This window comes from Pseudomonas sp. MONT-RG-20F-20-E-7-02, from assembly GCF_022662395.1.
Taxonomy (GTDB): Bacteria; Pseudomonadota; Gammaproteobacteria; order Pseudomonadales; family Pseudomonadaceae; genus Aquipseudomonas.
The window spans coordinates 1-24,076 of the sequence record NZ_JAKNQN010000017.1 but is presented as its reverse complement, the minus strand read 5'-3'; the positions used below and the strand labels follow the sequence as shown (position 1 = coordinate 24,076).

The window sequence follows — 24,076 nt, the reverse complement described above, 5'->3', positions numbered from 1 at the left end:
CGATCAGCCTAGGCTAGGCTGGATGATTCCACCCACAACTATCAGGGAGCTTTCCATGACTCAATTGCGCCGTGTAGCGATCATTGGCGGTAATCGCATCCCCTTCGCCCGATCCAACGGCCCGTATGCCACGGCGAGTAACCAGGCGATGTTGACTGCGGCCCTGGAAGGCCTGATCGAACGCTACAACCTGCACGGCCTGCGCATCGGCGAGGTAGCCGCCGGTGCGGTGCTCAAGCATTCCCGTGACTTCAACCTCACCCGCGAATGCGTGCTGGGTTCGCGCCTGTCGCCGCAAACCCCGGCCTACGATATTCAGCAGGCCTGCGGCACGGGGTTGGAAGCGGCGTTGCTGGTGGCCAATAAAATCGCCCTGGGCCAGATAGAGAGCGGGATTGCCGGGGGCGTCGACACCACCTCCGACGCGCCCATCGGCGTGAATGAAGGCCTGCGCAAGATCCTGCTGCAAGCCAACCGCAGCAAGTCCATGGCGGACAAACTTAAAGTCCTGTTACAACTTCGTCCCCACCACCTCAAGCCGGAGCTGCCGCGCAACGGCGAGCCGCGCACAGGCCTGTCGATGGGCCAGCACTGTGAGTTGATGGCGCAGACCTGGCAGATTCCCCGCGCGGAACAGGACCAGTTGGCCCTGGAAAGCCACCAGAAAATGGCCGCGTCCTACGCCGAAGGCTGGCACAACGATTTGCTCACGCCGTTTCTCGGCCTGACCCGAGACAACAACCTGCGCCCGGACCTGACCCTGGAAAAACTTGCCAGCCTAAAACCGGTGTTCGAGCGCAGCGAAAAAGGCACGCTTACCGCCGGCAACTCCACCCCACTGACTGACGGTGCTTCCCTGGTATTGCTGGGCAGTGAGGCCTGGGCCAGGGAGCGCGGCTTGCCGATCCTCGCTTACCTGCGCGATGGCGAAGCGGCGGCGGTGGATTTCGTCAACGGCGCCGAAGGCCTGCTGATGGCGCCGGTGTACGCGGTGCCGCGTTTACTGGCCAGGAATGGTCTGACGCTGCAGGACTTCGATTACTACGAGATTCACGAAGCCTTCGCTGCCCAGGTTTTGTGCACGCTGAAGGCTTGGGAAGACCCGCAATACTGCAAAACCCGTTTGGGGCTGGACGCGCCGCTGGGCTCCATCGACCGTAGCCGACTCAACGTCAAAGGCAGTTCACTGGCGGCCGGGCATCCGTTTGCGGCGACGGGTGGGCGGATTGTGGCCAACCTGGCCAAGCTGTTGGACGCCGCCGGGAAGGGCCGTGGGCTGATTTCAATCTGTGCGGCGGGAGGCCAAGGTGTAACGGCGATTATCGAACGCTGAATTGTGCAGTTAAATTGGCATATTGGATGCATTCTTGAGTGCCAAAGGTCGGTAGCCTCTCCCCGCGGCGGGCCGATTGCCGTATAACGAGTGCCATACGCGTGTTTGGTAATAAAGGACCCACAATAAAAGCTGATGAAGACTCCTAAACGCATTGAACCCCTGATCGAAGACGGTCTGGTCGACGAAGTGCTGCGCCCACTCATGAGTGGTAAAGAAGCAGCTGTTTATGTGGTGCGCTGCGGCAACGAATTGCGTTGCGCCAAGGTTTACAAGGAGGCGAATAAACGAAGTTTTCGTCAGGCGTCCGAATACCAGGAAGGCCGTAAGGTCCGTAACAGCCGGCAAGCCCGGGCCATGGCCAAGGGTTCCAAATTCGGCAAGAAAGAAACCGAAGATGCCTGGCAGAACGCCGAAGTAGCGGCGTTGTTCCGTCTGGCCGGTGCGGGCGTTCGCGTGCCCAAGCCGTACGACTTCCTCGAAGGCGTGCTGTTGATGGAGCTGGTGGCCGACGAATACGGCGACGCCGCGCCACGTCTGAATGACGTCACGCTGGAGCCGGACCAGGCACGCGAATACCACGCCTTCCTGATTTCCCAGATCGTGCTGATGCTGTGTACCGGCCTGGTGCACGGCGACTTGTCCGAGTTCAACGTACTGCTCACGCCGACGGGCCCGGTGATCATCGACCTGCCCCAGGCGGTGGATGCGGCGGGCAACAACCACGCGTTCAACATGCTGGAGCGGGATGTGGGCAACATGGCTTCCTACTTCGGGCGCTTTGCCCCGGAGTTGAAGAAGACCAAGTACGCCAAGGAAATGTGGGCGCTGTATGAAGCCGGCACCTTGCACCCGGCCAGCGTATTGACCGGCGAGTTCGACGAGCCGGAAGAGTTGGCGGATGTTGGCGGTGTGATCCGCGAGATTGAAGCGGCGCGGTTGGATGAAGAGCGTAAGCAAGCGATTCGGGCGGCGGATGATGCGCCACCGACCAAGACGGCAGAGGAACCGCCGCCGCCTTGGATGCAGTGATCTTGCGGTAGCTGATCGTTCCCACGCTCCGCGTGGGGATGCTTCTTGTGACGCTCCGCGTCACGCTTTGGGACGCGGAGCGTCCTTGGCTGCGTTCCCACGCAATGTGTGGGAACGATCGTCAGGCGCAGCAACTGCCCGACGCCAACTCCTTGAGAATCGGACAGTCCGGCCGATGATCGCCCTGGCAGTGCTCCACCAGGTCCTGCAACGTATCGCGCAGTTGCCCAAGCTCCAGAATCTTCTGATTCAGCTCATCGATATGCTGGCGTGCCAAGGCTTTTACGTCGGCGCTGGCCCGTTGTCGGTCTTGCCACAACGTCAGCAACTTGCCGACTTCCTCCAGCGAAAACCCCAGATCCCGCGAACGCTTGATAAACGCCAGAGTGTGCAAGTCGTCGCTGCCGTACACGCGGTAGCCGCTGTCGGTGCGGTGCGCGGCTTTGAGCAGGCCGATGGATTCGTAGTAGCGAATCATCTTTGCGCTCAGCCCGCTCTGGCGGGCGGCTTGGCCGATGTTCATGGGCGTTGATCCTCCAGATCCTTGGGTTTCCAAGTTTTCAACAGTAACGCATTGCTCACCACACTGACGCTGGACAAGGCCATCGCCGCGCCCGCCAATACCGGGTTGAGCAGGCCAAACGCAGCCAGTGGAATGCCGATCAAGTTATACACAAAGGCCCAGAACAGGTTCTGGCGAATTTTGGCGTAGGTCTTGCGGCTGATCTCCAGCGCGGCCGGCACCAGGCGCGGGTCGCCACGCATCAACGTGATGCCCGCCGCGTGCATGGCCACGTCGGTGCCGCCGCCCATGGCAATGCCGATATCGGCAGCCGCCAGGGCCGGGGCGTCGTTGATGCCGTCGCCGACCATCGCCACTACGCCGGTTTTCTTCAGCTCGGCGACGGTGGCAGCTTTGTCGGCCGGGAGGACTTCGGCGTGGACATCGTCGATGCCCAGCGCTTCAGCAACCACGTGGGCGCTGCCGCGATTGTCGCCGGTGAGCAAGTGGCTGCTGATGTGCTGCGCCTTGAGTTGTTCCACGGCTTGCAGTGCGCCGGGCTTGAGTGTGTCGCCGAAGGCGAACAGCCCCAGCACGCGCGGTTGTTCACCTTGTTCGATCAGCCAGGACAAGGTCCTGCCTTCGGCCTCCCAGGCCTTGGCGGCAGTGGCGAGGTCGCCCTCGTTCAAGCCGTTTTCTTCCAGCATGCGGCGGTTGCCGAGGGCGAGTGGCCGGCCGTCGAGCGTGCCGGCAATGCCGCGCCCGGTCAGGGACTGGCTGGCAGTCACATCGGCCACGTTCAGCCCTTGTTCGCTGCAGGCGTCCAACACAGCCTTGGCCAGCGGGTGTTCGCTGCCGCGTTGCAGTGCCCCGGCCTGTTGCAGCAGTTGCGCTTCATTGCCATCCACCGCCGCCAAGTGCGCAATTTTCGGCGCGCCGGAGGTCAGTGTGCCGGTCTTGTCGAAGACCACGGCGCTGACTTCATGGGCGCGCTCCAGGGCTTCGGCGTCCTTGATCAGAATGCCATAGCGCGCGGCGACGCCGGTGCCGGCCATGATTGCGGTCGGTGTGGCCAGGCCCAAGGCACATGGGCAAGCAATCACCAGCACGGCGACGGCATTGATGATCGCGGTTTCCAGCGGCGCGCCGTACAGCCACCAGCCCACCAGTGTGATCAACGCGATCACCAACACAGCAGGCACAAACACCTGGCTGACTTTATCCACCAATTTCTGAATCGGCGCTTTGGCGGCCTGGGCGTCTTCGACCAGGCGGATGATGCGCGCCAGCACGCTCTCGGCGCCCAGCGCCTGGGTGCGCACCAGCAAGCGGCCTTCACCGTTGATGGCGCCGCCGGTGACCTTGTCGCCCGGTTGCTTCGGCACGGGCAGGCTTTCGCCGCTGATAAGTGCCTCGTCGGCATGGCTTTGGCCGTCGACCACTTCACCGTCCACCGGGAAGCGCTCGCCGGGTTTGACCAGCACCAGGTCATCGAGCTTGAGCGCGCTGATGGCGACGTCTTCTTCGCGGCCATCCAGCACGCGAATCGCCCGCTCCGGGCGCAAGGCTTCGAGGGCGCGGATGGCGCTGGCGGTCTGGCGTTTGGCGCGGCTTTCCAGGTATTTACCCAGCAGCACGAGGGCGATCACCACGGCCGAGGCTTCGAAATACAGGTGCGGCATGCTGCCCGCAGGGGCAGTGAGCCATTCATAAATACTCAGGCCGTAACCGGCGCTGGTGCCGATGGCCACCAGCAGATCCATGTTGCCGGCGCCGGCGCGCACGGCTTTCCACGCGGCGATATAGAAGCGCGCACCAAAGATGAACTGCACCGGTGTGGCCAGGGCGAACTGCACCCAGGCCGGCAGCATCCAGTGCAGGCCGAAGGGCTCCACCAACATCGGCAGCACCAATGGCAGCGCCAGGGCAATTGCCAGCAGCAATGACCAGCGCTCGCGGTGCAGGCGCTGGGCTTGATTGGCGTCGGTGACGGTTTCACTTTGCGGCAGGGTGGCGGTGTAGCCGGCCTTGTCGACGGCGGCGATCAAGATGCCGGGGTCCATCTGGCCCTGCACTTGGACATGTGCGCGTTCATTGGCCAGGTTGACGCTGACACTTTGCACCCCCGGCACTTTGCCCAGTGCGCGCTCGACACGGCCGGCGCAGCTGGCACAGGTCATGCCGCTGATGGGCAGATCAAACGTGGTAGATCCATTCATGGGGCAGCCCTCCAAGAGACATTGCCCCTAGGATCAACCTTGACCTGTGGGGAAGGTCAAGGGCCTTTAATAACCCAGTAAGCGATCATTCCCACGCTCCCGCGTGGGAATGCTGCTAGGGACGCTCCGCGTCCGCTCTTAAGGGTTTGACGCAGAGCGTCACAGGCTGCATTCCCACGCGGAGCGTGGGAACGATCAATAGCCTAAAGCAGCTTTCTTGAGGTACATGCCATCCGGGCCTTGAGCGATGCGCACCTTACGGACGTCTCCGGCCTTCAGCGTCATGTTTTGCGCAGGTGGCGCCAACAGTCCAGGCAGGCAACCCGGGGATTGGCCCGGCAGCAGCTTCAGGCGCAACGACACATTGCCGGCCGGCAGGTTGAATGAGGTCGCTTGTTCCTGGAATAGACGGCCTGCGAGCTGGTCATTGAGGTAAAGGCCGATCTCGCAGTTGGTCGGCACTTCCAGGCGCTCGCGGGAAATAATCAGCACCGCATAGTCTTCATCTGCACTGGCCATGGGCGCAACGGCAGACAGGCTCAACAGGCCGACAACGGCAAAAAACGACCAGCGCATGGCGAATGCTCCGTGGTTCATATCTAAGATGGATCAAGCTTGGCCGAGGCGGCGCCTGAATACCAGCCCGGCCGACATTTTAGGCGCTTGACCTTGCCATCGTGGCAAGGTCGAGACTGGCCCCAACCTCATCAAAGGAGTCATGACATGCAAGTATTCAGCGTTGAAGGAATGACCTGCGGCCATTGCGTTCGGGCGGTGACCGAGGCGGTGAAAAACCAGGACCCGGCGGCGAGCGTGAACGTCAACCTGGCGGCCAAGGAAGTCGGTGTGGAAAGTCGCTTGTCAGCCGAGCAAGTCATCGAGCTGATCACCGAAGAAGGCTACAGCGCCAAGCTCGCGTAAATTTTCCGATAGTTAGCGAGCTAACGTAATGTTCATCACACCCAAGCGCGGCTAGACTGTCGGGCTGCCGACTCACTTGGGTGTCTGATGAACCTCCGCATAATCCTGATTCTGGGCGCCTTGAGCGCCTTCGCGCCGTTGGCGATCGACTTTTATCTGCCGGGCTTCCCGGCGATGGCCACGGCCTTTGCGACTGACGAAAAACATATCCAGCTGACCCTGGCGGTGTATTTCGCTGGCCTGGCCATCGGCCAATTGATCTACGGCCCGCTGGCGGACCGCTTTGGCCGGCGCGTGCCGCTGCTCAGTGGCGTGACCCTGTTTACCCTCGCATCCTTTGCCTGCGCCTACGCGCCGTCGCTGGACTGGCTGATCGGCGCGCGCTTTGTACAAGCGCTCGGCGGTTGCGCCGGCATGGTGATTTCCCGTGCGGTGGTCAGCGACAAATGTGATGCCGTGGGCTCCGCCAAGGTGTATTCGCAACTGATGCTGGTGACCGGCCTGGCGCCGATCCTCGCGCCGTTGGCGGGTGGCGTGATGGTTGGGGTGTGGGGCTGGCAGTCGATTTTCCTGGCGCTGTCGATGTTCAGCGTAATGGCGGCCATCGCAGTCGCGGTCGGCCTGCCGGAAACCTTTCCCGCGCATCAGCCGCGCCAGCCGTTGTCCGGCTCGCTGCGCCGCTACGGCGCGCTGTTGTCCGACCGGGTTTACCTCGGCTACGCCTTGACCGGCGGTATCTCGATTGCCGGGATGTTTGCCTACATCGCCGGTTCCCCCTTCGTATTTATCAAACTCTACGGCGTGCCTGCCGAGCATTACGGCTGGCTGTTCGGCTCCAACGCCGCCGGCTTTATCCTGGTGGCGCAGCTCAATGCACGGTTGCTGGCCAAGCGCGGTCCGGCGTTTTTGCTCTCGCGCACGGTCTGGGTCTACGTCGCGGCGGCGTTGTCGCTGTTGGGCATTGCCGCGTTGCGCACTGAAGCGCTGTGGCCTTTGTTGGTGCCCCTGTTTATCTGTATCGCCAGCCTGGGCTGCATTTTGCCCAACACCTCGGCGTGCGCCATGAGCGGGCAGGGCGCGCGCGCCGGGAGCGCCTCGGCGTTGCTGGGCTGCATACAGTTTGGTGTGGCGGCGGGCGCGGCGTCGCTGGTCGGTGTGTTGCACGACGGCACGGCAATGCCGATGGCGATGGTGATCAGCTTGTGCGGTGTATTGGCAGTGACGATTGCCATGTCGACCCAGCGCCTGCAACGGGCGAGGGCCGTGCAAGCGCAGGTCTGAAGTGCGGATCAGCCAGCGGCGGAGCGTTGCTGGCTGAGGGGAATGCGGTGGGGCGCTTGAATGCGGGCTTGCAGGGTGTCGGCAAAGGCACGGGCCTCGGCCTCACTGCGGAAGGTGAACGCATCACCGTCGAGGCTGACCTGCCATTTGTTGCCGGGGGATTTTGCTAACGCTCTTATCAGGATCTTCATTGCTGACTTCCTCACGTAAAAGAATCGTGGCAAAGGCGGCCAATATAAACCCGAATGCGCTCACAAATATGACAAAGGTCAACTCTCTGACTAGCGGTGTCGTCCATTACTCACAGGAATAAAGGACGACACTGACAGACGATTTTTAGAACCCTTCCAGCACGATCTTGCCTTTGGCTTTGCCGCTTTCCAGCAGCGCGTGGGCGCGGCGCAGGTTTTCTGCGTTGATCACACCGAAGTGCTCACCCACCGTGGTTTTCAAGGTGCCGGCGTCGATCAGGTCAGCCACACGGTTGAGCAGGTTGTGCTGTTCGATCATGTCCGGCGTCTCGAACATCGAGCGCGTGTACATGAACTCCCAATGCAACGACAGGCTCTTGCGCTTGAGCTTGCTCACATCCAGCGCCTTGGGGTCGTCAATCAGCGCCAGCTTGCCTTGCGGCTCCAGAGCTTCCACCAGTTGGTCCAGATGATGATCTGTCTGGGTCAGGCTGGCGACGTGGGTCACTTGCGGGTGGCCGGCGTTTTTCAGCGCTTCGCTCAGCGGCTGGCTGTGGTCGATCACCAAGTCGGCGCCGAGGGCCTTGGCCCATGCCTGGGTTTCCGGGCGCGAGGCGGTTCCGATGACTTTCAGCGCGGTGAGCTGGCTGGCCAGTTGGGTCAGGATCGAACCCACACCGCCGGCGGCGCCGACGATCAGCAGGCTCTGGCCTTCGTCATCGTTGCCTTCGCGCACTTTCAGGCGCTCAAACAGCAGTTCCCAGGCGGTGATGGCGGTCAGCGGCAGCGCGGCGGCTTCGGCAAACCCCAGGCTCTTGGGCATGCGGCCGACGATGCGCTCATCCACGGTGTGCAGTTCGCTGTTGCCGCCCGGGCGTACCAGGGAGCCGGCGTAATACACCTTGTCCCCGGCCTTGAACAGCGTCACGTCGCTGCCGACCGCCTTGACCACGCCAGCCACGTCCCAACCCAGCACCTTGGCGGCGCCGTTTTCCGGGGCGACGTTCTGGCGCACTTTGGTGTCCACCGGGTTGACAGAGATGGCTTTGACTTCCACCAGCAGGTCACGCGGGCCGGCGACCGGCTCGGGCAGTTCGATGTCTTGCAGGGCTTGTGTGTCGGTGATCGGCAGTGAGGCGTAGTAGGCAATGGCTTTCATGTGGGCTCCGGAAAAAGGGCGGTGATCAGGCAATAAATTTCAGGCGCTTGAGTTCGAAGTGCTCGATCACGTCAGCGGCCTTGGCGCGGAAATTCTGGATATGCGCGCTCTGGTCGTGGTCGGCCAGCGCTGCGTCGTCGCTCCAGCGTTCGAGCATGTAGAAGGTCTCGGGGTGTTGCAGGTCCTGGTGCAGGTCGTACTGCTCGCAACCAGCTTCCAGGCGGGTCGGCTCCAGGATGTCGCGCAACAAGGTTTCCAATGCGGCGTGTTGGCCGGGTTTGGCGATCAGCGTGGCGATGACGTTAAAGGCAGTGGACATATTCAACTCCTGGCACGTGATGAACGGGATGGGCAGATGATTGGCTATTTCCCAGGAAGATAAAAGCCGCTAAAAGAGCAGTCTGTTTCAATGAAGTATTGATAATCGGCGGGAATGCATGCTGCGTTTTGATGATTTGCAATTGTTTGTGCGCGCGGCGGACTTGGGTAGCCTGTCTGCTGCCGCACGGGTCATGGACCTGTCGCCCGCGGTGGCCAGCGCTGCGTTGAAGCGCATCGAGCAGCAACTGGGCGCGCGGTTGCTGGCGCGCTCCACCCGCAGCTTGCGTCTGACCGCCGAGGGCGAAGGTTTTTTGGAATACGCCCGCGCCGCGCTGGGCTCATTGGACGAAGGGCGGCGCTTACTGGCCAGCGGCCAGGACCATGTCAGCGGCGTGCTGCAACTGTCGGCGCCGTCGGACTTCGGGCGTAATCAGTTATTGCCGTGGCTGGATGAGTTCCAGCTTGAATACCCGCAACTGAGCATCCGCCTGCTGCTGGGCGACCGGATTGCCGACCTTTTTCGCCAGCCGGTGGACATCGCCCTGCGCTACGGCGAGCCCGAAGACTCCAGCCTGATTGCGCTGCCCATCGCCCCGGACAATCTGCGCGTGCTGTGCGCCGCGCCCAGCTACCTCGCACGGCATGGCGAGCCGCGCCATCTGGAACAACTGGCCCAGCACAATTGCCTGCTGTACATGCTGAGCAGCCGCGTTCACGACCACTGGAGTTTTCACGACGGCAAACGCGAAGTCAGCCTGACGGTGAGCGGTGACCGTTTCAGTGACGACGCCGATGTGGTGCGCCGCTGGGCCGTGGCGGGTGTCGGCATTGCCTATAAGTCCTGGCTGGATGTGAGCAGCGACGTGCTGGCCGGGCGCTTGCGCGTGATCCTGCCGGAGCTGCGCGGTGAGCGCACGCCGCTCAACCTGCTATGCGCCCATCGTGCGCAATTGAGCAAACCCATCAACCTGCTGCGGGAAATGCTCGTGGCCCGCTGTGCGACGTTGACGGCGCAATGGCCGGAGCGATTAAGCGTCGCGCAATAGCCTCCATCAAAGCAGGAAATTTCACTCAGACCCTGTCCCTATCCGCGCCGTCAGACGCCGCGGAATGGGCGGTTTGCGCCCCTATACTTCAGTTCCAACCGCAGCAGACAAATGATTAACAAGGAGTGAATACATGGAAGCGGCACCTTGCATCAGTCACATCGCCAGCTTGCTTTGCGAGCCCAAGCGCACCGCCATGCTCTGGGCCTTGATGGACGGGTCGGCCAAATCTTCAGAAGAGTTGGCGACGCTCGCCGGGTTGTCATCGGCCTCGGCCATCGCCCATTTATCGCGGCTGACCGGGGGTGGATTGCTGCGGGTGGAGGCCCGGCGCGGCAAGCGCCTGTTTCGTATGGCGGCCGCCGATGTCTGCGTTGCCATCGACGCGTTGGCCAGTACCACCATGGCCAGTGCCGCGCGCAGTACGCCGGATGTATTGCCGCCGGCATTGCTGGCGCCGGCACCTTTGCGGCGCGCGCGCTTATGCCACGGCCACCTGGGCGGAGAGCTGGCGGCGGGGCTGTATAGGCGGATGTTGGAGGCTGGCTGGATCGACCGTTATGAACAGCGTACCGACGTCACCCTGGCGGGCGTGCGGCAGCTGGCGGCCATGGGCATTTTTACCCAGGCACTGGGCGCGCCCTTGGCGTGCGATTGTTTTGACTGGAGCCAGCAGCAACCGCACCTGGGCGGTGCATTGGGAGCCGGGCTGCTGAAACTGTTTATGCAGTCCGGCTGGATCAGCCTGGTCAACGAGTCCCACGCGTTGCTGGTCACCGACCTCGGGTTTGCAGAAATCAACCGGCTGGCCGCGTTGTAGCAGGGCAATGGTCGTTCAGAGTTTCAGTCAGGTCGCATCCAGCAATTAGCGGCGCAAACGTTACCGCACACTCGCCGAGGGGGTTCTTCACACAGGGGGTGCGGCATGGGTATGCAAGGCTATAGCGCAGCGGAACGGCTGGAACGGTTGCCCATCAGCGGTTACCACCGAATCATCTTCATCATCATCGCCCTGGCGTTTTTCTTCGATTCCATGGACCTGGCGATGATGACGTTTCTGTTGGGCTCGATCAAAACCGAGTTCGGCCTGAGCACGGCCCAGGCCGGGTTGCTGGCCAGTTCGAGTTTTTTCGGCATGGTGGTGGGTGCGTCTTTGTCCGGGATGTTGGCGGATCGTTTTGGACGCAAGCCGGTGTTCCAGTGGAGCATCGTGTTGTGGGGCCTCGCCAGCTACCTGTGCTCCACCGCGCAAACGGTGGAGACGTTGACGCTGTTTCGCATCCTGTTGGGGATCGGCATGGGCATGGAGTTTCCGATTGCGCAGTCGATGCTCTCGGAGCTGATCCCGGCCAAAGGGCGCGGGCGCTATATCGCCTTGATGGATGGCTTCTGGCCGCTCGGTTTTGTGGCGGCGGGCGTGCTGTCTTACTTCCTGCTGCCGGTGATTGGCTGGCGCGACATCTTCTTGGTGTTGGCCGTGCCGGCGGTGTTTGTCCTGGCGATTCGGTTTTTTATCCCCGAGTCGCCGCGCTGGCTTGAACAGGCAGGACGGCACGAAGCGGCAGACAAGGTGTTGCAGGGCATTGAGCAAAAAGTGCGCGACTCGTTGGGGCGTGCCGACTTGCCGGAGCCCATCGCCTTGCCACGGGTGGAGAGCGTGCCGGGGACGTTTTTTTCGGCGTTTCAACAACTGTGGTCGGCGCAGTATCGCCAACGCACGATGATGATCTGGAGCGTGTGGTTCTTTGCCTTGCTTGGCTTCTACGGGCTGACCTCCTGGCTGAGCGCGTTGTTGCAGCAGTCGGGTTTTGCCGTGACTCAGTCGGTGTATTACACGGTGATCATTTCCCTGGGCGGGATTCCCGGCTTCCTGATGGCGGCCTGGCTGGTGGAGCGCTGGGGGCGCAAACCGGTGTGTGTGGTGACGTTGCTGGGCGGCGGGGTGATGGCGTTTCTGTATGGGCAGAGTGCGGTGTTTGGCGGCAACGTGGGGCTGCTGATTACGTCGGGGCTGTTGATGCAGTTCTTTCTGTTTGGCATGTGGGCGGTGCTGTACACCTACACGCCGGAGCTGTATCCCACATCGGCGCGGGCCACGGGTTCCGGGTTTGCCTCGGCGATTGGCCGGGTTGGGTCATTGTTGGGGCCGTTGGTGACCGGGCTGGTGTTTCCGATAACCGGGCAGGGCGGGGTGTTTGCCTTGGGCGCGCTGTGTTTTGCGGTGGCGGCGCTGGTGGTGTGGGTATTTGGGATGGAGACGAAGGGTAAGACGTTGGAAGAACTTACCCAGGCTTGAGACAGATGAGGTCAATGTGGGAGCTGGCTTGCCTGCGATGGCGGTATATCAGTCCGCCATAGGGTGCCTGATACACCGCCATCGCGGGCAAGCCCGGCTCCCACATTGATTTCTGCTGTGTCAGCCGTTGTTGCTTAAGGCTTTACGAGCCGCGCATCCAGGCTGTTCTGCGCCAGGCGTTTGGCCTGGTCCTGGGTCATGCCCAGGCTGGTGTACAGCGCGTGGAAGTTCTCGGTCACATAACCACCGAAGTACGCCGGGTCATCCGAGTTGACCGTCACCTTCACACCACGCTCGAGCATGTCGAGAATGTTGTGTTGGGCCATGTCATCGAACACGCACAGCTTGGTGTTGGACAGTGGGCACACGGTCAGCGGGATCTGCTCGTCGATGATGCGCTGCATCAAACGCTCGTCTTCGATGGCGCGCACACCGTGGTCGATGCGCTGGATTTTCAGCAGGTCGATGGCTTCCCAGATGTACTCCGGCGGGCCTTCTTCGCCGGCGTGGGCCACGGTGAGGAAGCCTTCGTGACGGGCACGGTCGAACACGCGCTGGAACTTGCTTGGCGGATGACCCATTTCCGAGCTGTCCAGGCCGACGGCCACAAACGCGTCACGGAACGGCAGGGCCTGGTCGAGGGTTTTCTCGGCTTCGGCTTCGCTCAAGTGGCGCAGGAAGCTCAAGATCAAACCGCTGGTGATACCCAGTTGCTGCTCGCCATCTTTGAGCGCAGCGGCGATGCCGTTGAGCACCACTTCGAACGGCACGCCACGGTCGGTGTGGGTTTGCGGGTCGAAGAAGGGTTCGGTGTGGATCACGTTCTGTGCTTTGCAGCGCAGCAGGTAGGCCCAGGTCAGGTCGTAGAAATCCTGGGAGGTGCGCAGCACATCGGCGCCCTTGTAGTACAGGTCGAGAAACTCTTGCAGGTTGTTGAAGGCGTAGGCCTTGCGCAGGGTTTCGACGTCGTTCCACGGCAGTGCAATCTTGTTGCGCTCGGCCAGGGCGAACAGCAGCTCAGGCTCCAGCGAGCCTTCCAGGTGCAGGTGCAATTCAGCCTTGGGCAGGGCGTTGAGCCAATCGTACATTTTCTAAATTCTCATCAGGTGCAATGGCGGCATTCTACAGGCCATGGCTGAAATAATCGGCAAAACCTGACCAGCAGGAGAGTATTGCTTTTATTCACGCAAGGAGCGCGTGAACTAAGGTGTAACGAAACGTTAGCGGCGCGGTGCAGTCTGTACCCCATCAATGACTGATTTGCTGCACGAAAAGGCCCGGAATGCTCACATCCCTCAAGCAAGAAAAATACATGCTACTGGCGCTGATTGCCGCCATCGCCGCCTACCCGTTGGAGCACTGGATGCTGCACAGCGGGCAAATCGTGGCGCTGCTCAGCGGGGTGGCGCTGATTGTGTTTATCGTCGTGGCCTCGATGCGTGTCGCCCACCATGCCGAGCAACTCGCGGAAAAGGTCGGCGACCCTTACGGCACCATGATCCTGACCCTTGCCGCCGTGCTGGTGGAAGTGGTGATCCTGGCGATCATGATGAGCAACGAGCCTTCACCGACGCTGGTGCGCGACACCATTTACTCGGCGGTGATGCTCGATATAAACGGCATCCTCGGCCTGGCCGCGCTGATGGGCGGCATCAAGCATGGCGAACAGTCCTATAACGATGACTCGGCGCGCAGCTACAGCGTGATGATCCTCACCGCCATGGGCGTGTCGATGGTGGTGCCGGAATTTATCCCCGAGGCGGACTGGAAAATTTACTCGGCCTTCACCATCGGCGCGATGATGCTGCTCTACACCCTGTTCCTGCGCATGCAGGTGGGGCCGCACAGTTATTTCTTCAGCTACAGCTACCCGGAAAAACGCCGCAAGAAACAGCCGGAAGAACAGCAGGAGCCGCCGATCAGTTTGGCTTTCTCCATCGGCACCTTGGTGTTTGGCGTGATCGTGATCGGCGCACTGGCGGAGGTGATGTCCAAGACCCTCGACCTTGGCCTGGAAGGTACGGGCGCACCGCCGGTGATCACGGCGATCGTGGTCGCGGCCATTTCGGCGGCGCCGGAGATTCTGACGGCGTTGCGCGCGGCCTTGGCCAACCGCATGCAGTCGGTGGTGAACATCGCACTGGGTGCGTCTTTGTCGACGGTGATCCTCACCGTGCCGGTGATGGAGGCCATGGCGCTTTACACGGGCCAGCCTTTCCAGATGGCGATGACGCCGGTGCAAACCGTGATGGTGTTGATCACGCTGGTGGTCAGCGCGATCAACCTCAACGATGGCGAAACCAACGCCATCGAAGGGATGACCCATTTTGTGTTGTTTGCGACGTTTATCATGCTGTCGTTGTTGGGCCTGTAAACACCACAGAACCCAATGTGGGAACTGGGTTGTGTGGGAGCTGGCTTGCCTGCGATGCAGACACCTCGGTTTTTCAGTTGCACCGAGATGATGCTATCGCAGGCAAGCCAGCTCCCACAGAGGCCCGCACCCACATTTTTGAAGGTGTTTCTTCAGTTACGCCCGGTTGATCAGTTCCCGCGCTGCCTGGCTGTGATCGGCGATCAAGCCTTTGAGATCCAAACCTTCAACCTGCCCATCAATCACCCGCCACTTACCGCCAACCATCACCCGATCCGCGCGGTCCGCACCGCACAGCAGCAGCGCCGAAATCGGATCGTGGCTGCCGGAGAAGCGCAGCTCATCGAGCTTGAACAGTGCCAGGTCAGCCTGTTTGCCCACGGCCAACTCGCCAATATCCGTACGCCCCAGCAACTGTGCGGAGCCCTTGGTGGCCCAGCCCAGCACGCCTTCGGGGGTGATCTTTTCTGCGCCGTAACGCAGGCGCTGGATATACAAGGCCTGGCGCGCTTCAAGGATCATGTTCGATGCATCGTTGGAGGCAGAGCCATCCACGCCAAGACCAATCGGCGCGCCGGCGGCAAGCAGGTCCAGGGTCGGACAGATGCCGGACGCCAGGCGCATGTTCGAGCTTGGGCAATGGCAGATGCCGGTGCCGGCAGCGCCGAGGCGCGCGATTTCATCCGGGTTGAAGTGAATGCCATGGGCCAGCCATGTGCGCGGGCCGAGCCAGCCGACGCTGTCGAGGTAGTCGACGGTGCGCAGGCCGAAACGCTGCAGGCAGAAGTCTTCTTCGTCGAGGGTTTCCGCCAGGTGCGTGTGCAGGCGCACGTCGAGGCTGTTGGCGAGTTCGGCGCTGGCTTCCATGATTTGCGGCGTGACCGAAAACGGCGAGCAGGGCGCCAGGGCAATCTGGATCTGCGCGCCGTCGCCGCGTTGGTGGTAGGTGCGGATCAGGCGCTGGCTGTCTTCGAGAATCACTTGGCCTTGTTGCACGGTCTGTTGCGGCGGCAGGCCGCCGTCGGCTTCGCCCAGGCTCATGGAACCGCGAGTGAGCATGGCGCGCATGCCCAGTTCGCGCACGCTTTCGACCTGTACGTCGATGGCATTTTCCAGACCGTCGGGGAACAAGTAGTGATGGTCCGCCGCGGTGGTGCAGCCCGAGAGCAGCAATTCAGCCAAGGCGACTTTGGACGCCAGTGCGAGTTTTTCCGGGGTCAGCCGCGCCCAGACTGGGTACAGGGTTTTCAACCATGGGAACAATGGCTGGTTAACCACTGGCGCCCAGGCGCGGGTCAGGGTTTGGTAGAAGTGGTGATGGGTGTTGATCAGCCCGGGCAGGATCACGTGTTCGCGAGCATCGAACACTTGCCCGCAAGGCACGGCGGGCTCGCGTCCCCAGCCGAGCACTTCGGTGATTACACCGTCTTGCAGCACCAGGCCGCCACGGGCGTCGAGGCCATTGGCAGTGAAAATCGCGAGGGGGTTTTTTAACCAGATACGGGTCGCAGGCATTGGCCGGCTCCTCTGAATGATGGGTTCAGGTTTGCCAGCTCAGTGTTGCCCTGTCTGCTGATCCAGGGTCGCCGGTGAGGGCGAGGTCGGTAGATTACGTGTTGTTAGAGGTTGGGTCTACATTGCTCAATGTGGGAGGGAGCAAGCCCTCCCACATTTTGATCCGTGGTATTACCAGGCGATGGTGTCGCCTTTGTAGTCGATAAAGTGATGGCCGCCCTTGCCGGTATAGGCATTCACTTGATCCACCAGGCCACGCACGCTGGTGTCCACATCGATGTGCGCGTTCTCGCCGCCCATGTCGGTTTTCACCCAGCCTGGGTGCAGCGACAACACGGTGAGTTTGTGGTCACCCAGTTGCGTAATGAAGCTGTTGGTCATGGAGTTGAGTGCGGCCTTGCTGGCCTTGTACAGCGCCAGGTCGGAACCGTCGGGGATGGTCACACTGCCGAGTACCGAACTCATGAAGGCCAGCACGCCGCTGTCTTTGCGGATCTGCCCGACAAAACGCTGCGCCAGGTTGATCGGCGCCACCGCATTGGTGAAAAACAGCTGGCCGACTTCCGCCAGGGTGGCGTGGCCAGGCTCCTGGTTGGCCGGGCCCTTGACGCCGGCGTTGACGAACAGCAGGTCTAAGGTGCGGTCCTTGAGGCGCTGGCTCAGGGCGATCACGGCTTGCTGATCGTCCATGTCCAGCTTCTCGATGTGTACCGGGCCCACGGCTTTCAGCGCATCGGCCTTGCTCGGGTCACGCACGGTGGCAGTCACATCCCAGCCGTCATGGAGCAATTGCTTGACCAGGCCAAGGCCCAGCCCGCGGGAGGCGCCGATAATCAGTGCGGTTTTTGGCGTAGACATGAAGGCTTCCTTTAGCGTCGCGGTTCAGTGAATTCGGCTGACAACATTACTCCAGCCTTGGGCAAATAGGGGCCAGTGTTTCTGGTTAAAAAACAAACAGCGCCCGCAAGCCCTTATGACAGAAGGGTTACGGCTGGATGTGCTCAGGTTATCCACAGGCAGGTGCACAGTAGATGTGGGCAATTTCAGCGTTGCAGCAGGATGCGCCCACGGCTCAGGTCGGCAAGCTGGGTTTGCAGGGTGTCGATGTGCGCTTCGCCCAGAGCCAGTTGCAACTCCACGCCATTGGCGGTGAAGGTTTCTTCCACAACTAACCCGCCCAGTTCGGCGGCGCGCAGTTTGACCAGGTTCAATTCGGAAAACCCGCAGGCGCAATTCAGTGGTACACGGCTGATCAGCTCGATGCGCTCGGCGGCTTGCAGGCATTTGTTCGCGCCGCCGCCGTAGGCACGGGCCAGGCCGCCGGTGCCCAGTTGGATGCCGCCGTACCAGCGAATCACCAGCACCGCGACTTGATCAAACCCTTGGGCTTCGATGGCGGCCAGGATCGGTCGCCCGGCGGTGCCGCCGGGTTCACCGTCGTCGTTGCTGCGGTACTGGTCGGCGAGTTTCCAGGCCCAGCAGTTGTGGGTGGCGTTGAGGTCGCTGTGTTGCTCGAAAAACGCCTGGGCGTCTTGCGCGCTGGTGATCGGCGCCGCGAGGGTGATGAAGCGGCTTTTGCGTATTTCTTCGCGAAATTCGCAAAGGCCGGTGAGCGTGAAAGGCATAAGTCGCTTCGATTATTGGGCTGGCTTGATGCCACAGCCTTTGAGAATGATGTGGATCAGGTTGGTGCCGGCGTCTTCCATGTCTTGCTTGGTCAGCTTGGTGCGACCGGTGACGCGGCAGATCTGGGTGGCAAAGTCGGCGTAGTGCTGGGTGCTGCCCCACAGCAGGAAGATCAGGTGCACGGGGTCGATGGGGTCCATCTTGCCGGCGTCGATCCAGGCCTGGAACACGGCGGCGCGGCCGCTGAACCAGGCGCGGTAGTCCTGGCTGAAATATTCGGTGAGGCATTCGCCGCCACTGATGATTTCCATGGCGAAGATCCGCGAGGCCTGCGGGTGGCGCCGGGAAAACTCCATCTTGGTGCGGATGTAGCGGGTGAGGGCCACGGCCGGGTCATCCTCGGCGGTCAGCGCGTTGAAGGTGCTGTCCCAGAGTTCGAGGATGTTGCTCAGCACCGCGATGTACAGGCCAAGTTTGTTGGTGAAGTAGTAATGCAAGTTGGCTTTGGGCAGCCCGGCACTTGAGGCAATGGTGTTCATGCTGGTGCCTTTGTAGCCATGGCGCGCGAACTCGTCTTCAGCAGCCTGCAGAATCGCTTGTTCATTTTTTTGCCGAATACGGCTGGCGGGTTTACCGGCGTGGTTGCTGTGGGCAGGAACTTCGAGGCTCATGGAGGTTTCCGTGCTGATCGAGAGAGACGACGTGTGCACAGATAACCCACCCTCAAGCCCCAGACAAGTCCCGATGCAATAAAAGCGTCAAAGCGGTTCCAGAGTGTCGCTTTCCGGTGCGTGGTTTGCGGCAGTGGAGGCCGCCTTGGCTTCCGGTAACAAAAGACACAGCACAATCGCAGTCAGGCCGCCGCTGGTGATAGCTGAGTCGAACAGGTTTTGCACCAGCGAGGGCATCAGGTGCAGCAGGTCCGGCTGGGCGGCAATGCCCAGGCCGACGCCGAACGAGGTGGCGATGATCAGCATGCTGCGTCGGTCCAGCGGCGCCTGGGCCAGGATGCGCACGCCAGCAGCGGCGACACTGCCGAACATCACCAGCGTTGCGCCGCCCAATACCGGCTTGGGAATTTGCTGCAGCACGGCGCCGATCAGCGGAAACAAACCGAGGCAAAACAGCAGCACGCCGATGTACAGCCCGACGTAACGACTGGCCACGCCGGTGAGCTGAATCACGCCGTTGTTCTGTGCAAAGGTGGTGTTGGGGAAGGCGCTGAAGGTGGCGGCGATCATGCAACTCACGCCATCGCCCAATACGCCGCCTTTGAGTCGGCTTATATAAGAAGGGCCGCTGATGGGCTGGCGCGCGATCATGCAATTGGCGGTGAGGTCGCCGACCGTTTCGATACTGCTGATCAGATAAATCAGCGCGATAGGCAGGAAGGCGCTCCAGTCGAAGTTGAAACCGAAGCGAAACGGCATGGGCACGCTGATCAACGGCAAGTCGGGCAGGGCTTGGGGCACCAGTTTGCCGCTGAACCACGCGGCCAAACTGCCGAGGGCCAGGCCGATGATGATCGCCGAAAGACGTACCCATGGGGTGTTGGAGCGGTTGAGCAGGATGATGGTCAGCACCACGAACACGCCCAGTGCCAGGTTGATGGGCGCACCAAAGTCCGGCGCGTTGAACCCGCCGCCGAGGTCGGTGATACCGACTTTGATGAGGCTGATGCCGATCAGTGTGATGACAATCCCTGTAACTAATGGCGTGATCACACGACGTAGCTGGCCGATAAAGCGGCTCAGCACGATCTGCACTGCCGCGCCGAAAAAGCACACACCAAAGACCATCGCCATGATGTCTTCCGGGCTGCCGCCGCGTTGCTTCACCAGGAATCCCGCCGACAACACTGCGCCGAGAAACGCAAAGCTGGTGCCTTGCAGGCAGATCATCCCGGCGCCGATGCCAAACGGCCTGCGTGCCTGAATGAAAGTACCGACGCCGGAAACCATCAACGCCATGCTGATCAAGTAGGGCAAATGGGCGCTGAGGCCCAGGGTGGAGCCGATAATCAGCGGCGGGGTGATGATGCCGACAAAAGCTGCCAGCACATGTTGCAAGGCGGCCAGTAGTGCGGGAATGGGTTTCGGGCGGTCGTTGAGGCCGTAGATCAGGTCGCTGGGGCTGGCGTTTTCTGGTGGCATGGTGGGCAAACTCGGGGCGGACGGTTCAAGGTCCTGGCTTCCTTGCAAAAAGCTGTCCAGTTGCTCAGCTTTTGACGAGAGGCCCGAGTTAACGCGTTGTTGCCAAACTCTCGAGGAAGCTTTCCAGCACCAAATGAGGGCGGCGGCCCTTGCGCGTGACCGATGCGAGGCTTAAATCGTAAAAACGTGTAGCCGGTTTCAGCGCGCGCAGTCGGCCTTGTTGCACCCACAGGCTGGCGTAGTGATCGGGCAAGTAACCGATGTAGCGACCGGTGAGGATCAGGAACGCCATGCCTTCGCGGTCCGAGGCGCTGGCGGTGCAATTGAGTGCCTGGTAATGCGCCTGGATCTCGGCGGGCAGGCGGAAGGTGGGGGCGATGGCGTCCTGGCTGTCGACGCGGGTGTCGTCGAGTTGTTTGTCGTCGGCATAAAACAACGGGTGGCCGACCGCGCAATAGAGCAGCGAGCGTTCGCTGTACAACGGCTGGTATTCCAGGCCGGACAAGGCACTGGCCTGGGGCACCACGCCGACGTGCAGGCGTCCGTCGAGTACGCCTTGCTCGACTTCGTTGGGGGCGATCATGCGGATTTGTATTTGCACGTCCGGCCCGCGTTCCTTCAACTGCGCCAAGGCGTGGGTAATGCGCATGTGCGGCAGGGTGACGAGGTTGTCGGTGAGGCCGATGATCAGCTCGCCGCGCAAATGTTGGTGCAGGCCGTTGACCTCAGTGCGAAAGCTTTCCAGGGCACTTAATAGTTGCAACGCCGATTGGTAGACCTCGCGGCCTTCTTCGGTCAGCGAGAAGCCGGCGCGCCCGCGTTGGCACAGCCTTAATCCGAGGCGCTGCTCCAGGTCGCTCATTTGCTGGCTGATGGCCGAGCGGCCGATGCCGAGCACGGTTTCTGCGGCCGAGAAACCTCCGCATTCCACCACGCTGCGAAAGATGCGCAACAGGCGAATATCGAAGTCGCTGACTTGGGCCAGTGGGTCGGGTCGACGGCTGCTCATAGTTTAGTGAAGGCCTGACTGAAGGTTAGAAGAGTTGAATTTCACCGACTTTATCCCCGTGGCAATTTAGCTGCAACAACGCTTTTCAATCCCGACGCTGCCTTATGCCCTGCGAGGTTTTGCTGATGAACATGCCCGAAAACGCCCCTTCGTCCCTGGCCAGCCAACTGAAGTTGGATGCGCACTGGATGCCCTACACCGCCAACCGTAACTTCCAGCGTGACCCGCGCCTGATCGTGGCCGCCGAAGGCAGCTGGTTGACCGATGACAAGGGCCGTAAGGTGTATGACTCATTGTCGGGCCTGTGGACCTGCGGCGCCGGGCACACGCGCAAGGAAATTCAGGAAGCCGTGTCCAAACAACTCGGCACCTTGGACTACTCCCCAGGCTTCCAATACGGTCATCCGTTGTCGTTCCAACTGGCGGAAAAGATTACCGACCTGACCCCAGGCAACCTGAATCACGTGTTCTTCACCGACTCCGGCTCCGAGTGCGCCGACACTGCGGTGAAGATGGTGCGTGCCTACTGGCGCCTGAAGGGCCAAGCCACCAAGACCAAAATGATCGGCCGCGCCCGTGGCTATCATGGCGTGAACATCGCCGGCACCAGCCTGGGCGGCGTGAACGGTAACCGTAAGCTGTTTGGTCAGGGCTTGATGGATGTTGACCATCTGCCGCACACCTTGCTGGCCAGCAATGCATTCTCCCGTGGCATGCCGGAGCAGGGCGGTATCGCCTTGGCCGACGAGCTGCTCAAGTTGATCGAGCTGCACGACGCGTCGAACATCGCTGCGGTGTTTGTCGAGCCGATGGCCGGCTCCGCTGGCGTGCTGGTGCCGCCACAGGGTTACCTCAAGCGCCTGCGTGAAATCTGCGATCAGCACAACATCCTGCTGGTGTTCGACGAAGTGATCACCGGCTTTGGCCGTACCGGCTCGATGTTCGGTGCCGACAGTTTCGGCGTGACCCCGGACCTGATGTGCATCGCCAAGCAAGTCACCAACGGCGCGATCCCGATGGGCGCGGTGATTGCCAGCAGCGAGATCTATCAGACCTTCATGAACCAGGCGACGCCGGAGTACGCGGTGGAATTCCCCCACGGCTACACCTACTCGGCGCATCCGGTGGCTTGCGCGGCGGGCCTGGCGGCATTGGACCTGTTGCAGAAAGAAAACCTGGTGCAGAGCGTGGCCGAAGTCGCCCCGCACTTTGAGAATGCGCTGCACGGCTTGAAAGGCAGCAAAAACGTAATCGATATTCGTAACTACGGCCTGGCCGGTGCGATCCAGATTGCCCCGCGTGACGGTGATGCCATTGTGCGTCCATTCGAAGCAGGCATGGCCTTGTGGAAAGCCGGTTTCTACGTGCGCTTTGGCGGCGACACCCTGCAGTTCGGGCCAACCTTCAACAGCAAGCCGCAGGACCTGGATCGTCTGTTCGACGCGGTCGGCGAAGTGCTGAACAAAATCGACTGATTTCTCCTTCTATATAGAACAACTTTTCAGGAGCCCTGCATGAGCCTTATCCAGCACTTGATCAACGGTGAGTTGGTCAACGACAGCGGCCGTAGTGCCGACGTGTACAACCCGTCTACCGGCCAGGTGATTCACCAGGTACCGTTGGCCAGCCGTGAAACTATTCAACAGGCGATCGACTCGGCCAAGGCGGCGTTCCCGGCCTGGCGTAATACCCCACCGGCCAAGCGTGCCCAGGTGATGTTTCGTTTCAAGCAATTGCTGGAGCAGAACGAAGCACGTATCTCGCAGTTGATCAGCGAAGAGCACGGCAAGACCTTGGAAGACGCCGCAGGCGAATTGAAACGCGGCATCGAGAATGTCGAGTACGCGTGCTCGGCGCCGGAGATTCTCAAGGGCGAGTACAGCCGTAATGTGGGGCCGAATATTGATGCCTGGTCGGACTTTCAGCCGCTGGGCGTGGTGGCGGGTATTACCCCGTTCAATTTCCCGGCGATGGTGCCGCTGTGGATGTACCCGCTGGCGATCGTCTGCGGTAACTGTTTCATCCTGAAACCTTCGGAGCGTGATCCAAGTTCTACGCTGCTGATCGCGCAATTGCTGCAGGAAGCCGGGCTGCCTAAAGGCGTGTTGAGCGTGGTGCACGGCGACAAGGGCGCGGTGGATGCGCTGATCGAAGCGCCGGAAGTCAAGGCGCTGAGCTTTGTGGGCTCGACGCCGATTGCCGAGTACATCTATTCCGAAGCGACCAAACGCGGCAAACGTGTGCAGGCACTGGGCGGGGCGAAGAACCACGCGGTGTTGATGCCGGATGCAGACCTGGACAATGCCGTGAGTGCATTGATGGGCGCGGCGTATGGTTCCTGCGGTGAGCGTTGCATGGCCATCTCGGTAGCGATGTGCGTGGGTGATCAGGTGGCGGATGCGTTGATTGCCAAGCTGGTGCCGCAGGTCAAGGCGCTGAAGATCGGCGCAGGCACTTCGTGTGGCCTGGACATGGGGCCGTTGGTGACGGGCCAGGCGCGGGACAAGGTCAGTGGCTATATAGAAGACGGTGTGGCTTCGGGCGCTGAGCTGGTAGTGGATGGTCGCGGGTTGAGTATTGCGGGCCATGAAGAAGGCTTCTTCCTGGGTGGCAGCCTGTTTGATCGCGTGACCCCTGAGATGCGTATCTATAAAGAAGAGATCTTTGGGCCGGTGCTGTGTGTGGTTCGGGTGAACAGCCTGGAAGCGGCGATGCAGCTGATCAACGACCATGAATATGGCAACGGCACCTGCATCTTTACGCGTGACGGCGAAGCTGCGCGCCTGTTCTGTGACGAAATTGAAGTGGGCATGGTCGGTGTGAACGTGCCACTGCCGGTACCGGTGGCGTATCACAGCTTTGGCGGTTGGAAGCGCTCGCTGTTTGGCGACCTGCATGCCTATGGGCCGGATGGGGTGCGTTTCTATACGCGTCGCAAGGCGATTACCCAGCGCTGGCCGCAGCGGGCCAGTCATGAAGCGTCGCAGTTTGCCTTTCCTAGTTTGTAAGCCGTTGTAGTTGAAAGCCGGCCCCTTGGGGCCGGCTTTTGCGTTTCTGGGGGCTTTTTGACCGATATGACAGAAATGTGAAAAAAGGTG

At 61.2% G+C, this 24,076-nt stretch carries 23 protein-coding genes; 10 read left to right on the top strand and 13 right to left on the bottom strand.

Features of this window, described 5'->3' with window-relative positions; genetic code table 11:
- The first annotated feature begins 55 nt into the window (after positions 1 to 55).
- Together L8I05_RS28420 and L8I05_RS28415 are read left to right on the top strand one after the other, a co-directional pair.
- Positions 56 to 1,333, top strand: a complete 1,278-nt coding sequence (locus L8I05_RS28420; RefSeq protein WP_242176389.1) for an acetyl-CoA C-acetyltransferase — start codon at positions 56 to 58, stop codon at positions 1,331 to 1,333.
- Between the two features lie 135 nt (positions 1,334 to 1,468).
- Positions 1,469 to 2,365 carry a PA4780 family RIO1-like protein kinase gene (locus tag L8I05_RS28415; RefSeq protein ID WP_177017446.1) on the top strand — a complete coding sequence of 299 codons (897 nt, stop codon included), beginning with the start codon at positions 1,469 to 1,471 and terminating at the stop codon, positions 2,363 to 2,365.
- A gap of 121 nt (positions 2,366 to 2,486) precedes the next feature.
- Here L8I05_RS28415 and cueR read toward each other — a convergent pair whose 3' ends face one another.
- The 3 genes from cueR to L8I05_RS28400 all read right to left on the bottom strand — a co-directional run bounded on the left by cueR (position 2,487) and on the right by L8I05_RS28400 (position 5,662).
- On the bottom strand, positions 2,487 to 2,888 hold the full coding sequence (gene cueR, locus L8I05_RS28410) for a Cu(I)-responsive transcriptional regulator (RefSeq protein WP_025857597.1): 402 nt from the start codon (positions 2,886 to 2,888) through the stop codon (positions 2,487 to 2,489).
- Positions 2,885 to 5,086, bottom strand: a complete 2,202-nt coding sequence (locus L8I05_RS28405) for a heavy metal translocating P-type ATPase (protein ID WP_242176380.1) — start codon at positions 5,084 to 5,086, stop codon at positions 2,885 to 2,887. The genes cueR and L8I05_RS28405 overlap by 4 nt, the downstream gene beginning before the upstream one ends.
- A gap of 195 nt (positions 5,087 to 5,281) precedes the next feature.
- A complete protein-coding gene (locus L8I05_RS28400; RefSeq protein ID WP_242176362.1) occupies positions 5,282 to 5,662 on the bottom strand; it encodes a hypothetical protein in 381 nt (126 codons plus the stop codon).
- A 147-nt stretch (positions 5,663 to 5,809) separates the two neighbouring features.
- Between L8I05_RS28400 and L8I05_RS28395 the strand changes: the two genes are divergently transcribed.
- Positions 5,810 to 6,007: a cation transporter gene (locus tag L8I05_RS28395; RefSeq protein WP_242176360.1), complete on the top strand. Its 198-nt coding sequence runs from the start codon at positions 5,810 to 5,812 to the stop codon at positions 6,005 to 6,007.
- 87 nt (positions 6,008 to 6,094) lie between these two features.
- Positions 6,095 to 7,288 carry a multidrug effflux MFS transporter gene (locus L8I05_RS28390; protein WP_242176352.1) on the top strand — a complete coding sequence of 398 codons (1,194 nt, stop codon included), beginning with the start codon at positions 6,095 to 6,097 and terminating at the stop codon, positions 7,286 to 7,288.
- Positions 7,289 to 7,296: 8 nt separating this feature from the next.
- Here the strand turns inward: L8I05_RS28390 and L8I05_RS28385 are convergent, their stop codons facing one another.
- The 3 genes from L8I05_RS28385 to L8I05_RS28375 all read right to left on the bottom strand — a co-directional run bounded on the left by L8I05_RS28385 (position 7,297) and on the right by L8I05_RS28375 (position 8,957).
- Positions 7,297 to 7,479: a hypothetical protein gene (locus L8I05_RS28385; RefSeq protein ID WP_017134711.1), complete on the bottom strand. Its 183-nt coding sequence runs from the start codon at positions 7,477 to 7,479 to the stop codon at positions 7,297 to 7,299.
- A gap of 145 nt (positions 7,480 to 7,624) precedes the next feature.
- A complete protein-coding gene (locus L8I05_RS28380; RefSeq protein ID WP_242176350.1) occupies positions 7,625 to 8,638 on the bottom strand; it encodes a zinc-binding alcohol dehydrogenase family protein in 1,014 nt (337 codons plus the stop codon).
- 25 nt (positions 8,639 to 8,663) lie between these two features.
- The gene (locus L8I05_RS28375; RefSeq protein ID WP_197625572.1) at positions 8,664 to 8,957 is read right to left on the bottom strand and encodes a putative quinol monooxygenase; all 294 of its coding nucleotides are present in this window, start codon (positions 8,955 to 8,957) and stop codon (positions 8,664 to 8,666) included.
- A gap of 118 nt (positions 8,958 to 9,075) precedes the next feature.
- Here L8I05_RS28375 and L8I05_RS28370 point away from each other — a divergent pair, with 118 nt between their 5' ends.
- The 3 genes from L8I05_RS28370 (at position 9,076) to L8I05_RS28360 (ending at position 12,301) form a co-directional block, all read left to right on the top strand.
- Positions 9,076 to 10,005, top strand: a complete 930-nt coding sequence (locus L8I05_RS28370; protein ID WP_177017452.1) for a LysR family transcriptional regulator — start codon at positions 9,076 to 9,078, stop codon at positions 10,003 to 10,005.
- 133 nt (positions 10,006 to 10,138) lie between these two features.
- Positions 10,139 to 10,825 carry a winged helix-turn-helix domain-containing protein gene (locus tag L8I05_RS28365; protein ID WP_242176339.1) on the top strand — a complete coding sequence of 229 codons (687 nt, stop codon included), beginning with the start codon at positions 10,139 to 10,141 and terminating at the stop codon, positions 10,823 to 10,825.
- Positions 10,826 to 10,930: 105 nt separating this feature from the next.
- Positions 10,931 to 12,301, top strand: coding sequence for an MFS transporter (locus tag L8I05_RS28360; protein WP_242176336.1), 1,371 nt, complete (start codon positions 10,931 to 10,933; stop codon positions 12,299 to 12,301).
- Positions 12,302 to 12,435: 134 nt separating this feature from the next.
- Here the strand turns inward: L8I05_RS28360 and L8I05_RS28355 are convergent, their stop codons facing one another.
- Positions 12,436 to 13,389: an adenosine deaminase gene (locus L8I05_RS28355; RefSeq protein ID WP_043051475.1), complete on the bottom strand. Its 954-nt coding sequence runs from the start codon at positions 13,387 to 13,389 to the stop codon at positions 12,436 to 12,438.
- Positions 13,390 to 13,583: 194 nt separating this feature from the next.
- Between L8I05_RS28355 and L8I05_RS28350 the strand changes: the two genes are divergently transcribed.
- Entirely contained in the window at positions 13,584 to 14,675 is a 1,092-nt protein-coding gene (locus L8I05_RS28350) for a calcium:proton antiporter (protein ID WP_159953999.1), read from the top strand.
- A gap of 156 nt (positions 14,676 to 14,831) precedes the next feature.
- Here L8I05_RS28350 and L8I05_RS28345 read toward each other — a convergent pair whose 3' ends face one another.
- The 6 genes from L8I05_RS28345 to L8I05_RS28320 form a co-directional block, all read right to left on the bottom strand.
- Complete coding sequence (locus L8I05_RS28345; protein WP_242176327.1) at positions 14,832 to 16,190, bottom strand: 8-oxoguanine deaminase; 1,359 nt, start codon at positions 16,188 to 16,190, stop codon at positions 14,832 to 14,834.
- A 171-nt stretch (positions 16,191 to 16,361) separates the two neighbouring features.
- Complete coding sequence (locus tag L8I05_RS28340) at positions 16,362 to 17,048, bottom strand: SDR family oxidoreductase (RefSeq protein WP_242176313.1); 687 nt, start codon at positions 17,046 to 17,048, stop codon at positions 16,362 to 16,364.
- A gap of 185 nt (positions 17,049 to 17,233) precedes the next feature.
- Positions 17,234 to 17,815 carry a YigZ family protein gene (locus tag L8I05_RS28335; protein WP_242176306.1) on the bottom strand — a complete coding sequence of 194 codons (582 nt, stop codon included), beginning with the start codon at positions 17,813 to 17,815 and terminating at the stop codon, positions 17,234 to 17,236.
- A 12-nt stretch (positions 17,816 to 17,827) separates the two neighbouring features.
- Complete coding sequence (locus L8I05_RS28330; protein WP_159954003.1) at positions 17,828 to 18,487, bottom strand: TetR/AcrR family transcriptional regulator; 660 nt, start codon at positions 18,485 to 18,487, stop codon at positions 17,828 to 17,830.
- An 87-nt stretch (positions 18,488 to 18,574) separates the two neighbouring features.
- On the bottom strand, positions 18,575 to 19,969 hold the full coding sequence (locus L8I05_RS28325; RefSeq protein ID WP_242176305.1) for a nucleobase:cation symporter-2 family protein: 1,395 nt from the start codon (positions 19,967 to 19,969) through the stop codon (positions 18,575 to 18,577).
- An 88-nt stretch (positions 19,970 to 20,057) separates the two neighbouring features.
- Positions 20,058 to 20,978, bottom strand: coding sequence for a LysR family transcriptional regulator (locus tag L8I05_RS28320; protein ID WP_242176304.1), 921 nt, complete (start codon positions 20,976 to 20,978; stop codon positions 20,058 to 20,060).
- Positions 20,979 to 21,103: 125 nt separating this feature from the next.
- On the opposite strand from L8I05_RS28320, the gene L8I05_RS28315 reads away from it, so the two are divergent.
- On the top strand, positions 21,104 to 22,453 hold the full coding sequence (locus tag L8I05_RS28315) for an aspartate aminotransferase family protein (protein WP_177017461.1): 1,350 nt from the start codon (positions 21,104 to 21,106) through the stop codon (positions 22,451 to 22,453).
- 39 nt (positions 22,454 to 22,492) lie between these two features.
- Positions 22,493 to 23,986: a CoA-acylating methylmalonate-semialdehyde dehydrogenase gene (locus L8I05_RS28310; protein ID WP_242176303.1), complete on the top strand. Its 1,494-nt coding sequence runs from the start codon at positions 22,493 to 22,495 to the stop codon at positions 23,984 to 23,986.
- The last annotated feature ends 90 nt before the right edge of the window (positions 23,987 to 24,076 follow it).